At 40.9% G+C, this 13,650-nt stretch carries 16 protein-coding genes; 11 read left to right on the top strand and 5 right to left on the bottom strand.

Annotated features, from left to right (window positions below; genetic code table 11):
* Positions 1–48 precede the first annotated feature (48 nt).
* Positions 49–969, bottom strand: a complete 921-nt coding sequence (locus tag AC1M9K_RS11685; RefSeq protein ID WP_481589357.1) for a Dyp-type peroxidase — start codon at positions 967–969, stop codon at positions 49–51.
* A gap of 160 nt (positions 970–1,129) precedes the next feature.
* Here AC1M9K_RS11685 and AC1M9K_RS11680 point away from each other — a divergent pair, with 160 nt between their 5' ends.
* Entirely contained in the window at positions 1,130–1,750 is a 621-nt protein-coding gene (locus tag AC1M9K_RS11680) for a LysE family transporter (protein ID WP_481589356.1), read from the top strand.
* Positions 1,751–2,283: 533 nt separating this feature from the next.
* On the opposite strand, the gene znuB is transcribed toward AC1M9K_RS11680, so the two are convergent.
* Genes znuB through AC1M9K_RS11665 form a run of 3 tightly spaced genes read right to left on the bottom strand, consistent with a single transcriptional unit; the run spans position 2,284 to position 4,346 of the window.
* Positions 2,284–3,084, bottom strand: coding sequence for a zinc ABC transporter permease subunit ZnuB (gene znuB, locus AC1M9K_RS11675; protein ID WP_481589355.1), 801 nt, complete (start codon positions 3,082–3,084; stop codon positions 2,284–2,286).
* Positions 3,085–3,087: 3 nt separating this feature from the next.
* Positions 3,088–3,876, bottom strand: a complete 789-nt coding sequence (gene znuC / locus AC1M9K_RS11670; RefSeq protein ID WP_035268168.1) for a zinc ABC transporter ATP-binding protein ZnuC — start codon at positions 3,874–3,876, stop codon at positions 3,088–3,090.
* Complete coding sequence (locus AC1M9K_RS11665) at positions 3,855–4,346, bottom strand: transcriptional repressor (protein ID WP_035268172.1); 492 nt, start codon at positions 4,344–4,346, stop codon at positions 3,855–3,857. Before AC1M9K_RS11665 ends, znuC begins: the two co-directional genes overlap by 22 nt.
* Before the next feature lie 138 nt (positions 4,347–4,484).
* Here AC1M9K_RS11665 and AC1M9K_RS11660 point away from each other — a divergent pair, with 138 nt between their 5' ends.
* The 10 genes from AC1M9K_RS11660 (at position 4,485) to AC1M9K_RS11615 (ending at position 12,686) form a co-directional block, all read left to right on the top strand.
* The gene (locus tag AC1M9K_RS11660; protein ID WP_035268175.1) at positions 4,485–5,327 is read left to right on the top strand and encodes a metal ABC transporter solute-binding protein, Zn/Mn family; all 843 of its coding nucleotides are present in this window, start codon (positions 4,485–4,487) and stop codon (positions 5,325–5,327) included.
* 169 nt (positions 5,328–5,496) lie between these two features.
* Positions 5,497–5,889 (top strand): ATP synthase subunit I, encoded by a 393-nt coding sequence (locus AC1M9K_RS11655; RefSeq protein WP_035268179.1) that lies wholly within the window; start codon positions 5,497–5,499, stop codon positions 5,887–5,889.
* Between the two features lie 111 nt (positions 5,890–6,000).
* Positions 6,001–6,876, top strand: coding sequence for a F0F1 ATP synthase subunit A (atpB, locus tag AC1M9K_RS11650; protein WP_035268181.1), 876 nt, complete (start codon positions 6,001–6,003; stop codon positions 6,874–6,876).
* A gap of 80 nt (positions 6,877–6,956) precedes the next feature.
* Positions 6,957–7,211, top strand: coding sequence for a F0F1 ATP synthase subunit C (gene atpE / locus AC1M9K_RS11645; RefSeq protein WP_035268188.1), 255 nt, complete (start codon positions 6,957–6,959; stop codon positions 7,209–7,211).
* A 38-nt stretch (positions 7,212–7,249) separates the two neighbouring features.
* Positions 7,250–7,720, top strand: coding sequence for a F0F1 ATP synthase subunit B (locus AC1M9K_RS11640; RefSeq protein ID WP_035268191.1), 471 nt, complete (start codon positions 7,250–7,252; stop codon positions 7,718–7,720).
* An 11-nt stretch (positions 7,721–7,731) separates the two neighbouring features.
* Complete coding sequence (locus AC1M9K_RS11635; protein ID WP_035268194.1) at positions 7,732–8,268, top strand: F0F1 ATP synthase subunit delta; 537 nt, start codon at positions 7,732–7,734, stop codon at positions 8,266–8,268.
* A 47-nt stretch (positions 8,269–8,315) separates the two neighbouring features.
* Positions 8,316–9,860, top strand: a complete 1,545-nt coding sequence (gene atpA / locus AC1M9K_RS11630; RefSeq protein ID WP_035268197.1) for a F0F1 ATP synthase subunit alpha — start codon at positions 8,316–8,318, stop codon at positions 9,858–9,860.
* 89 nt (positions 9,861–9,949) lie between these two features.
* Positions 9,950–10,819, top strand: a complete 870-nt coding sequence (gene atpG, locus AC1M9K_RS11625; RefSeq protein WP_035268202.1) for a F0F1 ATP synthase subunit gamma — start codon at positions 9,950–9,952, stop codon at positions 10,817–10,819.
* Positions 10,820–10,845: 26 nt separating this feature from the next.
* Positions 10,846–12,240, top strand: coding sequence for a F0F1 ATP synthase subunit beta (gene atpD, locus AC1M9K_RS11620; protein WP_035268203.1), 1,395 nt, complete (start codon positions 10,846–10,848; stop codon positions 12,238–12,240).
* Between the two features lie 26 nt (positions 12,241–12,266).
* Complete coding sequence (locus AC1M9K_RS11615) at positions 12,267–12,686, top strand: F0F1 ATP synthase subunit epsilon (protein WP_035268205.1); 420 nt, start codon at positions 12,267–12,269, stop codon at positions 12,684–12,686.
* A gap of 49 nt (positions 12,687–12,735) precedes the next feature.
* Here AC1M9K_RS11615 and AC1M9K_RS11610 read toward each other — a convergent pair whose 3' ends face one another.
* Positions 12,736–13,614 carry a HaeIII family restriction endonuclease gene (locus AC1M9K_RS11610; RefSeq protein WP_481589354.1) on the bottom strand — a complete coding sequence of 293 codons (879 nt, stop codon included), beginning with the start codon at positions 13,612–13,614 and terminating at the stop codon, positions 12,736–12,738.
* Between the last annotated feature and the right edge of the window lie 36 nt (positions 13,615–13,650).

Here is a 13,650-nt window from a genome sequence, read left to right as displayed (position 1 = left end):
AACTACTACCTCCCCTATAAAAGCCGACTCTCGTCGGCTTTCTATTGTCTAACCTTCCAATACCTTTTCTAGCAATTCTTCACTTGGGGCGAAGTAATAAGCTCCATCTAAAGGCGCCACAAAGTGCAATAAGCGATCATGAATACCATCGCCACTAGTTCCAAACATACGTGTCAGCATGCGATCAATACGTGTTAAATCTTTCGTATAAGCGATAAAATACAAACCTTGATCACCACGTCCATCGCCATACGGTAAAGAATGACGAAGAATTTCAAGCTCCTCACCTTCATCATCTTCAACAACGGTTCGAGCCACATGTGCATTGTCAGGTTTAACATCGTCATCAAGCTCAATGCTTTCGAGTTTGGTGCGCCCAATCACTTGCTCTTGTGCATCAACTTTAAGTTTTTTCCATTTATCTAAATCATGACGATAACGTTGAGCAAAAACGAATGAGCCATCAGTGAAAATTCCTGCATCTTCACCTAATAAAGCTGTTTCAGCACGATCATCTGGAAATTGAGGATTTTCGGTGCCATCAATAAAACCAGTTAAATCTCGACCATCAAAATTTCGGAAGCACACGCGCTCATCTAAAACCTCAACTAAATCCTGAATGCCTTCAAAAAAAGCTTGGCTTAAGGCAAAACAAATATCAGTGCGCTGTGCTGCGATATGGATTAAAACATCAGCAGGGACCACAGGCATGGTGAAAGAGCCTTGAATTGGTTCAAGCTGTTTAAAACCTTTTGGTTGGTGAGGGTAAAGTTGTGACCAAAGTTCTGGTCCAAAAGCCACCGCAGTTTTAATTTGAGCATGAGGATGTTGAGTAATTAAGCGATCACGAGTCGTAAAGAGATCTTCAAGTTTTTCTTTTAGTTGATCTATTGATAAATCTTTTAAACGCAAAGTGATAAAGCGAGCATGATCTGAAGGTAATGGTAAGATTACGGATTGGGAAGTCATTCATGGCTCCTGAAATTATAATATCCTAATTTTGCTGATCACATTGTGCCTGATCATCATAGTGCTGAACAGACAGACGTTTAAAAAAACATTCAAATTTTAAATCTTAAAAAAGTCGAATTGTCATATAATCTCATCAAAATAAATCTCCCAAATCGTTATGTCTTATCAAATGTGGTTTGCCTACATGCTTGCATGTTGGGTTATTAGTATTTCGCCTGGTGCAGGTGCTATTGCATCAATGTCTAGTGGTTTGAATTATGGATTCAAACGAGGTTATTGGAATGCAATTGGTCTGCAGCTTGCACTTTTGGTTCAAATTGGAGTTGTCGCTGCGGGAGCAGGCGTACTTTTTGCTACGACTCCTTTGGCATTTTTGATCGTCAAATGGTTTGGGGTTGGGTATTTATTATATTTGGCATATTTACAGTGGAAAGCCCCAGTACAGTCCATCGAAATTCAGACTGATTTAAAGCAAAAGTCAGCGATGAAGCTAGTAATCAGCGGTTTCTTTGTCAATATGAGTAATCCAAAAGCAATTGTATTCTTATTGGCAGTATTGCCACAGTTTCTGGATCTTTCAAAGCCTCAATGGCCACAATACCTCATCATGGCTTGTACAATGATTGCTATCGATCTTATCGTTATGGCTGGATATACAGGTCTTGCAGCGAAGGTATTGCGTTTACTTAAATCACCTCGTCAACAAAAAGTGATGAATCGTACCTTTGCAGGTTTATTTGCAGGTGCGGCTTTTTTATTGAGTTTAGTGCATCAATAAGACACAATAAAATAACGAATGAGGGTTATTTTATTGAAAATTATAATATTAATTTTGACTATTCTGTTGGGGCTCGGCTTAATTTCAACCCCCTATATCTGGGCGTATTTTTATTTACAGCCTGAAAGTGTGTGGGAATGGATCAAGTTTGTGATGTGGGGCGCGGGTGTTGGCATATGCGCCACATTTGGTCTTACAGTGATTTTAATTTTGATCACCACCCTTATAAAAAAAATGATTGTGGATGATACTTCGCAATATAAGATTTTTTTCAAACAAATGGTTTATTTGATATGGATCAATGTAGTCTTATTTATGACGGCTGCAATCGGTTTACTATTCGAATGGTTACCTTTCTATATTGTTGAATCTTGGTTTATGCCCGAGACCTTTTTTGGCTTTTGGCATGTGATATGGATAAAAGGCCTCATTAATTTATTGGTTATGGTGGTTTTTTTATTCTCTTGTTATATCTTTCTCTGTCTTCATAAATATTTTATAAAGCAGCAAGATTAATGAATAGCCTAAATAATTCAGGTTATCTTTTTAAATTTTTGAATGATAAAAATTACAGCAAATACGATTGCCATGGTTAATACAATGCTTAAACCTGTCGCAATATTTAAACCCGCACTCGACCATAAACCCACAGTCACACCAACTTGAGCCACAATAAAAGACCATAGCACCATGTGTTTAGGTGAATGTGCTAAAAGTCTTGCGGTTAATGCAGGTATAACCAATAAAGCACCCATGAGTAATGAACCTACTGCACGTAACGCAAGTACTGTAAATAAGGCAAGAAGCAGCATAAAAATAAGGCGCTGCCATTTCGCATTCACACCTTCACTTACCGCAATATCAGGATCAATCGCAATTTGAATTTGAGATTGCCAACTTTTATAGAGCACAGAGAGTGCAATGACAATCACCAGTGCAAATGTCGGTAAGTCGGACCAAGATATTGTTAAAAGATCGCCAAATAAATAACTCAGCAACTCAGGTCTTAGCGCAGGGAGGTGTTGGATGACCAATAGTCCTGAGCAAAGCAGCGTTGCTGAACATAACGCAAGTAATGCATCGTTGGGCAGGCGAGGATCATGCAATACCCAAAGGACTGCGACTAAGAGTAACGCGGTAAACGTAACCCCCATCCATAAGGGGAGGGTGAGTAAGCCAGCAATCGCCACACCCAAGAGAGTTCCATGCGCCATTGTGTCTGCAAAGAATGACATACGGCGCCATAACATAAGACAACCGAGCGGTGCAGTTAGAAACACTAATAATGTTCCCATAATCCATGCGGGTAATAGAAGTTGTAACCATTCCATCATGATCTAAGCTTCCGGTTCTGGATGAATATGGGGGCGAGGATCGTGTTGACATGGCGTTGCTGTATCACCATGTGCACAATGATCGTGATGATGTTGGTAGAACACTCGATTAGTGCCGAAAATAGCCTGATACTCAGGGTCTTGTTGAATATTTTCAGGCAAGCCGCTACAACATATATGTTTATTGAGGCATACCACACGCTGTGTACCTTGCATCACCCACTGCAAATCATGAGAGACGATTAAGATCGAGCAGCCGTAGCGCTCAGGTAGACTTCGAACATAATCATAAAGTTCAGCTTCAGATTGAATATCTAAACCTTGCATCGGTTCATCGAGTACCAATAAGTTGGGTTGGCGCAGCAGAGCGCGTGCTAAAAGTACACGCTGGCGTTCCCCACCAGACAGCTGTTGGACTTTCGAATCTTGTAATTTTATGATCCCAGTATCTCGAATAATTTCTTGTTTAATCGCAAGATCACACTTTTCTAAATCAAGTAAATCTTTCACTCGAAGTGGCAAGCTGTGGGATGGATTGAACTTTTGAGGGACGTAAGCAAGCTTTAAGGCTTTATGATGTTTAATTTGACCAGAATTGGCCTTCACAATTCCGAGAATCACTTTGATAAGCGTAGATTTACCCGCCCCATTGGGACCAATGAGGGTAATAATTTCTTTGTCATGAATCTGAAAGTCAACATTCTTTAAAATGTCTCTTTCATCAATTCGCACATTAATTTGCTGCAGTTCAATTAATGGCAATGCAGAACTTACTGAGAGCACTGCTGACATAATCCTGAAATCTCAATAATGCTATGTTGAGCCTGAAAATGATCAGAGGAAGCCAATTGATCAAGTTGTTGAATCAAACCAAGAGCTGAAGCCTCTTTTACTGTATTGCATTTAGAGCAAATGAGAAATGCGGCTTGATGTCCAGCACGAGGATGGCAACATGGAATATAGGCATTAATTGAAGTTAAACGATGAATAAAACCTTTTTCGAGCAAAAAATCGAGGGTGCGGTAAACAGTTGGAGGTGCTGCTGGACGTTCAGCATTACCTTTTAATTTCGCCAACAAGTCATAAGCGCCCATAGGCCCTGAGGCCGTTAAAATTAACTCTAAAACTTCTTTGCGAAGCGGAGTCAATTTAGCGCCTGAAGCAGCGCAGCTTGCTTCAGCTTCTAATAAACGAGCTTCAACATTCGGGTGATCATGCACACCGTGTAAAGTATCATGATGTTCGTGTGAACATGCGCTCATGGACTGACCTCAAGACTTCGAAAAGGGAAGGGGATATCTCATAAATAGTATCATGAGACCTTGCAACTTACGAACAGCATAGGCATTTTTAACTGTTTGTTATATTATAACGTCAAAATTCGAGTGGTAATTAATTTCATGTTGCGTCTGCTAGCACTATGCTTTACAGCATTATTCACAACCTTGGCTTGGGCACAAGCACCCTTGGTGGTTTCGACACACCCAGTGTATTTGATTGCAAAAGAAATCACTCAAGGTATTGAAGAACCAAAATTGTTGCTAGAAAATCAAACAGGGCATGATGTTCATCTGACCCCTGCGCACCGCAAATTAATTCAAGATGCAGGATTGGTTATTTGGCTTGGTAAAGCGCATGAAGCGCCATTAGAGAGTATTTTGGCGAAAAACTCTAAAGCAGTTGCCTTATTGAATACAGGAATATTGCAAACATTGCCGCTTAGAAATAGTCGAGGGGACGTAGTAAAAGGAACTGTCGATACTCATGTATGGTTAGAACCAAATAATGCAGTTCGTATTGGCTTTTTTATAGCGGCATTACGCTCACAACAACAACCTGAGTTTAAAGACAAGTATTGGAGTAATGCTAAACTTTTTGCACATGAGATGCTGAAAACCTCACAAAGTGTAAAACTCAATCATGGTGTTCAGCCGTATTGGTCATTACATGATGCATACCAATACTTGGAGCGTGCGCTGTTGCTAAAATTCGCTGGTGCGATGACAGAAGACCCACATATGGCACCTACAATTGCTCAAATCAAATATTTAAAAGACCATCGCCCTCAGCAAAAGATGTGTCTTTTGGCTGAAACTGTAGCTAATAAGAATCAATATAAGTCTCTAGGTCATGTGAATTTTCTCGCAGTTGATGAGAGTTTTGCTAAACACCAGAATTTTATAACAGCATGGCAGACACTAGCGATACAAGTACGTGCATGTGTAGAAAAAGCACAAAAGTGATGTAAAAACAGCCGATAATTGTATAAGTGCTCAGCAATAAACGATCTAAAAATACCAGACTTAGGTCGGGAAAAGATTGCATGTTCAGGGGTGTAACTCTATAATGCCTGCGATTAAAAATAATCATCAGCTAAACTTGTCAAGCATTATTGCTGTGAGTGGATAATAAATGAGCCGAACTAGTCGCTTGATTGACCGACGATTAGCGAAAGCTTTAGTCATCTTGCAAGCATGTATGATACCTGTTTCAGCCTTGATAGCGTGGGTCTTGAAAGACTCGACTGCGGCTTTGAGTGCAGCATTAGGTGCATTCGTATGTTGGCTAGCCAGTTGTTATTTTTCATGGCAGTCGTTCAGAGCTGCAGGTGCAAGAGCTTCGAAACAGGTTCTATCGAATATGTATCGGGGGTTGCTCGGTAAGTTTGGAATTGTGATTGTTGGCTTCATTTTGATTTTAATCAATGTGAAACCGTTGTCAGCGGTCGCATTGTTTTGTGGTTTCATACTCGTTCAGACCATGTCGTGGGTCGCACCTTTTTGGGCGTCGCGTCTATCAAAATGAGTTGAATTGCAACGAAAAATTGAAAAGTTTTTTAGATGTTTAACGAGATATCAAGCAGCACGCGATATTCGTTAACTCTAATTTGTATTTGACATTAACCAGGTGTGATTTATGGCTGCTGAAGAACATACCCTTACCTCGTCTGAGTATATTCAGCATCACTTAACGAACATGACCTATGGTAAAGCACCAGATGGTACGTGGAAGTTAGCTGAGACTGCTGAAGAAGCGAAAGAGATGGGGTTCACTGCTATTCACTTGGATTCTATGGGTTGGTCAATCGGCCTTGGCGTCATTTTCTGTTTGTTGTTCTGGTTAGTAGCGAAAGCTGCAAACTCTGGTGTTCCGACCAAGTTCCAGGCTGCAATTGAAATGATCGTTGAGTTTGTTGACTCAAGTGTTCGTGATACCTTTCATGGTAAATCACGTTTAATCGCGCCTCTAGCTCTTACCATCTTCGTGTGGATTTTCCTCATGAACTTGATGGACCTTATCCCTGTTGACTGGATTCCTTATACAGCTCAACACATAATTGGTGGGCTATTCGGTATCGACCCGCATCATGTTTACTTCAAGATCGTTCCATCTACTGACCCTAACGTAACCCTTGGTATGGCGTTATCAGTATTTGCGTTAACTATTTTCTATAGTATCCGTGAAAAAGGTCTTGTCGGTTTCGGTGCAGAATTTGCGCTTAACCCATTCAATCCAAGTAACCCATTTTTAAAAGCATTATTAATTCCAGTAAATATTCTTCTTGAATTAGTAACTTTTATCGCGCGTCCAATTTCATTGGCTCTCCGTTTGTTCGGTAACATGTATGCGGGTGAATTGATCTTCATTTTGATCGCATTATTACCGTTCTGGATTCAATGGGCGTTGTCTGTGCCTTGGGCAATCTTCCATATTCTTGTTATCACGTTACAAGCATTCATCTTCATGATGTTAACGATCGTGTATATGAGTATGGCTAGCGAGAAGCATTAATTAATATTTGCTCGACTACACTATGTAGTTGGGCTAAAGTTTTTTTGTTTGATTTAAACTCAACCTCTGAGGATTTTTTCATGGATTTAGTAGTTGGCTTATCTGCTGTTGCAGCTGCTCTTTTAATCGCGTTCGGTGCTTTAGGTACTGCGATCGGTTTTGGTCTTTTAGGTGGTCGCTTCCTTGAAGCTGTTGCTCGTCAACCAGAATTGGCTCCACAACTTCAAACTCGTATGTTCTTAATCGCGGGTCTTCTTGATGCTGTGCCTATGATCGGTGTTGGTATTGGTTTGTTCATTATCTTTGCAAATCCGTTCATCGGCCTAGTAGGTTAATTAGCTAAATTCCGAAATCAACTATTTGAGGAATAGCAATGAATATTAACTATACTCTGTTTGGTCAAGCGATTGCGTTTGCGATCTTTGTCGCATTCTGTATGAAATTCGTTTGGCCTCCACTAATCAATGCGATTAGTGAGCGTCAGCGTAAAATTGCTGATGGCTTAAATGCAGCTGAAAAGGCGAAAGCTGATCTTGCAGATGCGCAAGCTCAAGTTAAAGCTGAATTAGATGCAGCGAAAGCACAAGCGGCTCAATTGATCGAACAAGCGAACCGTCGTGCGGCTCAATTGGTTGAAGAAGCTCGTACTCAAGCATCTGCTGAAGGTGAGCGTATTCGTCAACAAGCGAAAGAAGCTGTTGACACAGAGATCAATGCTGCTCGTGAAGAATTACGTCAACAAGTTGCAGCTCTTGCTGTTGCTGGTGCAGAGAAAATTCTGAACCAACAAGTTGATGAAGCAGCTCACAATGCCATGCTTACTCAGCTGGCTGCTAAACTTTAAGCGAGGCGATTATGGCTGAACTCTTGACGTTAGCACGCCCGTACGCTAAAGCAGCATTTGCTTTCGCTTCTGAGCAAGGTGCAACTGACAATTGGTCAAATGTGTTACAAGTGCTTAGTGCTGCGGTGCAAGATGAAGCATTTTCCGCTTACTTGAGTCGCCCTGAGCTTACTCCTGTGGAGCAAGTAAGTTTATTTGCTAAGGTTTTAGGTGCAGATCAAACTGCTGAAGTGTCTAACTTTTTGACACTTTTGGCTGAAAATGATCGTTTAACTTTGTTACCTGAGATTGAAGCAGAGTACGAACTTCTTAAATCACAAAATAACAATGTGGTAGATGTCGTGATTGAATCTGCATTACCACTTTCTGCTGAACAAGAGCAATTACTTGCATCTGCGTTAGAGAAACGTTTCAACGCAGCTGTAAATGTTTCAGTAGAAGTTAACCCAGCGTTAATCGCGGGTGTTGTTATTCGTGCAGGCGACCAAGTGATAGATGATTCTGCGCTTAATAAGCTTGAAAAAATGCGGACTCGTCTTCTTGCATAATTGCGTAAAAAGAAGACTGAACTTAATAAAGATTGAGGTATAGCGCAATGCAACAACTGAATCCATCCGAGATCAGTGCGCTCATTAAACAGCGTATCGGCGATCTGGACACCAGCGCGACCGCTAAGAACGAAGGAACCATTGTTATGGTTTCCGACGGTATTGTGCGTATTCACGGCCTTGCTGATGCAATGTACGGTGAAATGATCGAATTCGACGGCGGCTTATACGGTATGGCACTGAACCTAGAACAGGATTCAGTGGGCGTCGTTGTTTTAGGTAACTACTTAAGCCTTCAAGAAGGTCAAAAAGCTCGTTGCACAGGTCGTGTATTAGAAGTTCCGGTTGGTCCAGAACTTTTAGGCCGTGTAGTAGATGCTTTGGGTAACCCAATTGATGGTAAAGGCCCAATTGATGCAAAATTATCTGATGCAGTTGAAAAAGTTGCACCAGGCGTAATTTGGCGTCAATCGGTAGATGAGCCTGTACAAACTGGTTATAAATCAGTTGATACAATGATTCCAGTTGGTCGTGGCCAACGTGAATTAATCATCGGTGACCGTCAAACTGGTAAAACAGCAATGGCGATCGATGCGATCATCGCACAGAAGAATTCTGGCATTAAATGTATTTACGTTGCAGTTGGTCAAAAACAATCAACTATCGCAAACGTTGTACGTAAGTTAGAAGAAACTGGCGCTATGGCGTATACGACTGTTGTAGCAGCAGCGGCAGCGGATCCAGCAGCAATGCTTTTCCTTGCTCCGTACTCTGGCTGTACAATGGGCGAATACTTCCGTGACCGCGGTGAAGATGCGTTAATCATTTATGATGACTTATCTAAACAAGCAGTTGCGTATCGTCAAATTTCATTGCTTTTACGCCGTCCACCAGGTCGTGAAGCGTATCCAGGTGACGTATTCTATCTTCATAGTCGTCTACTTGAACGTGCTTCTCGTGTATCTGCTGACTATGTTGAGAAATTCACTAACGGTGAAGTTAAAGGCCAAACTGGTTCATTAACTGCATTACCGATTATTGAAACTCAAGCGGGTGACGTATCTGCATTCGTACCAACGAACGTAATTTCGATTACTGATGGTCAGATCTTCTTAGAAACATCATTATTCAACGCAGGTATTCGTCCTGCTGTGAACGCGGGTATCTCTGTATCTCGTGTTGGTGGTTCTGCTCAAACTAAGATCATCAAAAAATTGTCTGGTGGTATCCGTACTGCTTTAGCACAATATCGTGAATTGGCTGCGTTTGCTCAGTTCGCTTCTGACCTTGATGAAGCAACTCGTAAGCAACTTGAGCATGGTCAACGTGTAACTGAATTAATGAAGCAAAAACAATATGCTCCATATTCAATTGCTGACCAAGCTGTGTCTGTATATGCATCTAACGAAGGCTACATGGCTGACGTAGAAGTGAAGAAAATTGTAGACTTTGATGCTGCATTAATTTCTTACTTCCGTTCTGAACATGCTGCGTTAATGCAACAGATCGATGAAACTGGTGATTGGAACAAAGACATCGAAGCAGCATTCAAAGCTGGTATTGAAAGCTTTAAAGCGACTCAAACTTACTAATTTTCAAACTGTTGAAATTTAGTGTCGGTTTGGTTCACGGAATCAACCTTCGAGGGCTCGAAAGGGCCTTCGAATACTAGGTTAAGCGTATGGCAAATTTAAAAGAAATTCGCGCCAAAGTAGCTAGTATCAAAAGCACGCAGAAAATTACTCGCGCGATGCAGATGGTAGCAGCTTCTAAGATGCGTCGTGCGCAAGAGCGCATGGCTCAGGGCCGTCCGTATGCCGAAAATATGCACCGTGTAATTGCTCATTTAGTACAAGCGAACCCTGAATATAAACATCGTTATATGGTTGAACGCCCAGTTAAGCGCGTTGGCTATATCATCGTGTCATCAGATCGCGGTCTTGCTGGTGGTTTGAACATTAACTTGTTCAAGAAAGTGGTAAAACACGTTCAACAGCAACAAGAGCAGTCAATTGAAGTTCAATTTGCTTTGATTGGTCAAAAAGCGGTTTCGTTTTTTAAAAACTACGGCGGTAAAGTACTTGGTGCAACCACTCAAGTGGGTGACACTCCAAGTCTTGAACAGTTGTCTGGTTCTGTACAAGTCATGTTGGATGCATACGATAAAGGCGAATTAGATCGCATTTATTTGGTGTCTAACGGCTTTGTGAATGCCATGACTCAAAATCAAAAAATCGAACAACTTGTTCCTTTAGCAGCTGCTGAAGATGACAAGACTCTTAACCGCCAATACGGTTGGGATTATATCTATGAACCAGAAGCTGAAGAGCTTTTAAATGGTTTATTGGTTCGTTATATCGAGTCTGTGGTATACCAAGGTGTGATCGAAAACATCGCGTGTGAGCAATCTGCTCGTATGGTTGCAATGAAAGCTGCAACGGATAACGCGGGTGAATTGATCAAGAACCTACAACTTATTTATAACAAGCTGCGTCAAGCCGCGATTACTCAGGAAATTTCTGAGATCGTTGGTGGTGCCGCTGCCGTTTAACATTATTTTGAATTGAGGAGACAGCAATGAGTAGCGGTCGTATCATTCAGATCATCGGCGCGGTTATCGACGTCGAGTTTGAACGCAACAGTGTTCCTAAGATCTATGACGCTCTTCAGGTTGATGGCACTGAAACTACATTAGAAGTTCAGCAACAACTTGGTGACGGCGTTGTACGTACAATTGCGATGGGATCTACAGAAGGTCTTAAGCGTGGTTTGAACGTAACTAACACTAACGCTCCGATCTCTGTACCAGTTGGTCCAGCGACGCTTGGTCGTATCATGGACGTTCTTGGTCGCCCGATCGACGAAGCTGGTCCTGTTGCAACTGAAGAGCGTTTACCGATTCACCGTCAAGCGCCTTCTTATGCAGAACAAGCTGCTTCTACTGACCTTTTAGAAACTGGTATTAAAGTCATCGACTTACTTTGCCCGTTCGCGAAAGGTGGTAAAGTTGGTCTGTTCGGTGGTGCCGGTGTTGGTAAAACTGTAAACATGATGGAGTTGATCAACAACATTGCTAAAGCGCACTCAGGTTTATCTGTATTCGCTGGTGTTGGTGAGCGTACTCGTGAAGGTAACGACTTCTATCACGAGATGAAAGACTCTAACGTTCTTGACAAAGTAGCGATGGTTTACGGTCAGATGAACGAGCCACCAGGTAACCGTTTACGCGTAGCGTTAACTGGTCTTACTATGGCTGAGTACTTCCGTGATCAAAAAGACGAAAACGGTAAAGGCCGTGACGTATTATTGTTCGTAGACAACATCTACCGTTATACACTAGCAGGTACTGAAGTATCAGCACTTCTAGGTCGTATGCCATCTGCAGTAGGTTACCAACCGACACTTGCAGAAGAGATGGGTGTTCTTCAAGAACGTATTACTTCTACTAAGTCTGGTTCGATTACATCTATCCAAGCTGTATACGTACCTGCCGATGACTTAACGGATCCATCTCCAGCGACTACGTTCGCTCACTTGGATGCGACAGTTGTATTGAGCCGTGACATCGCTTCACAAGGTATTTACCCTGCGATCGATCCACTTGACTCTACTTCACGTCAATTAGATCCATTAGTTGTTGGTACTGAGCATTACGAAATCGCTCGTTCAGTTCAAAACGTTCTTCAACGTTATAAAGAATTGAAAGACATTATCGCAATTCTTGGTATGGACGAATTGTCAGAAGAAGACAAACTTACTGTATACCGTGCACGTAAGATCCAGCGTTTCTTCTCTCAACCGTTCCACGTAGCAGAAGTGTTTACTGGTGCTCCTGGTAAACTTGTACCGCTTAAAGAAACTATTCGTGGCTTTAAAGGTCTTCTAGCTGGTGAATACGATCACATCCCAGAACAAGCGTTCTATATGGTTGGTGGTATTGACGAAGTTATTGCTAAAGCCGAGAAACTTTAATTAGCTACCTAATTTAGGAGGTTCTCATGGCGACTATGCAATGTGACGTTGTAAGTGTTAAAGAGTCTTTGTACTCAGGCACTGTAACTATGCTAATTGCTAAAGGTGCTGGTGGTGAGTTAGGTATTATGCCTGGTCATGCCCCACTAGTAACTTTACTTCAACCGGGCGCGATTCGCGTTCAGTTGGAGAATGGTACAGAAGAATTAATCTATGTATCTGGTGGTGTTCTTGAAGTTCAACCGCATGTTGTTACGGTTCTTGCAGATACTGCAGTCCGTGCAGAAAACTTAGATGAAGCTGCAATCGTTGAAGCACGTAAAAATGCTGAAACTTTGTTAGCAAATCAAAAGAGCGATTTGGACGCTGCTGCTGCTTTGGCTGCGCTTGCAGAAACAGCTGCACAGTTGGAAACCATCCGCAAAATCAAAAACCGCGCTCAATAAGAGACGGTTCGAGATTGAAAAACCACCCGAAAGGGTGGTTTTTTTATGTTTAAAAATTATAAGTTCTTGGGTTGTAGTCAGGGTTAATAAATATGTTCACATCATACTTTAAACTTAATCTTGCTCTTCCATTGGAATTAAATTTTGAGCTTGCAGTATGGATTCTCATAAGAAAAGAAAAGCCATTATTAAAATCTACTCGAGCATAACCAGTTAATTGATCTAAACTTGCTACCATTGAAGATGGTAGATTTTGAGAAGAAAAATTCTGTAATGTAAAAGTATGATTAGGGTTCAATTTGAACTTTTCAAAATCACGATTACCTAATAAGAATAGAAAATAATTTTGAGTAGCTTGTGAGTTGTGTCCATGAGTGTTAATTTGTTGAATTGTTAAATTATAGACATCACTATATAAATTATTAATGATCTGTTCATTTCTTGATTTTACGACATTAAATAAGTATTCATTTGGAAATGTTTGGGAATAAAAATTTTGTTCTATTCTGTGTAGATTTAAAATGTATTCAGAATGAAGAGGTGAATCTTTCCCAAAACCGAGTTGTTTTGAAATAAATGCACCTAATCGTGGATGTTTTGATGCATCATGATTGTTTTTAACCGAAATATTCTTTATGGATTTATCTTTGTAGGTAATCCTAATATCAGTTACATCTCCTTTTATTGCAGCAGAATCTTCAAGTCTTTCAATAAATAAAATCTCATTAGGATTTAATAATTTTGTATAGGCTAAACAACCATCTTTAAAAAATAGTTGTTCATTTGGAGGTAACTTATCAAAATGCTTTAAATCTCTTGCTTGTGCATGCTGTGTAATTTTTGAAAGTTGTAAATTAGGATTTAAACTCACTAATGTGTGTACAAGACATGCTTCTAACGCTCGTCCATTATTGTTGGATTTAGACATAAAAAAAGACCCTCAACTTGAGAGTCTTTTTTATCA

This window comes from Acinetobacter sp. 24-47-67, assembly GCF_056779735.1.
Note: the sequence above shows the minus strand (reverse complement) of the source record. Positions and strands in the feature narration are given on the sequence as shown.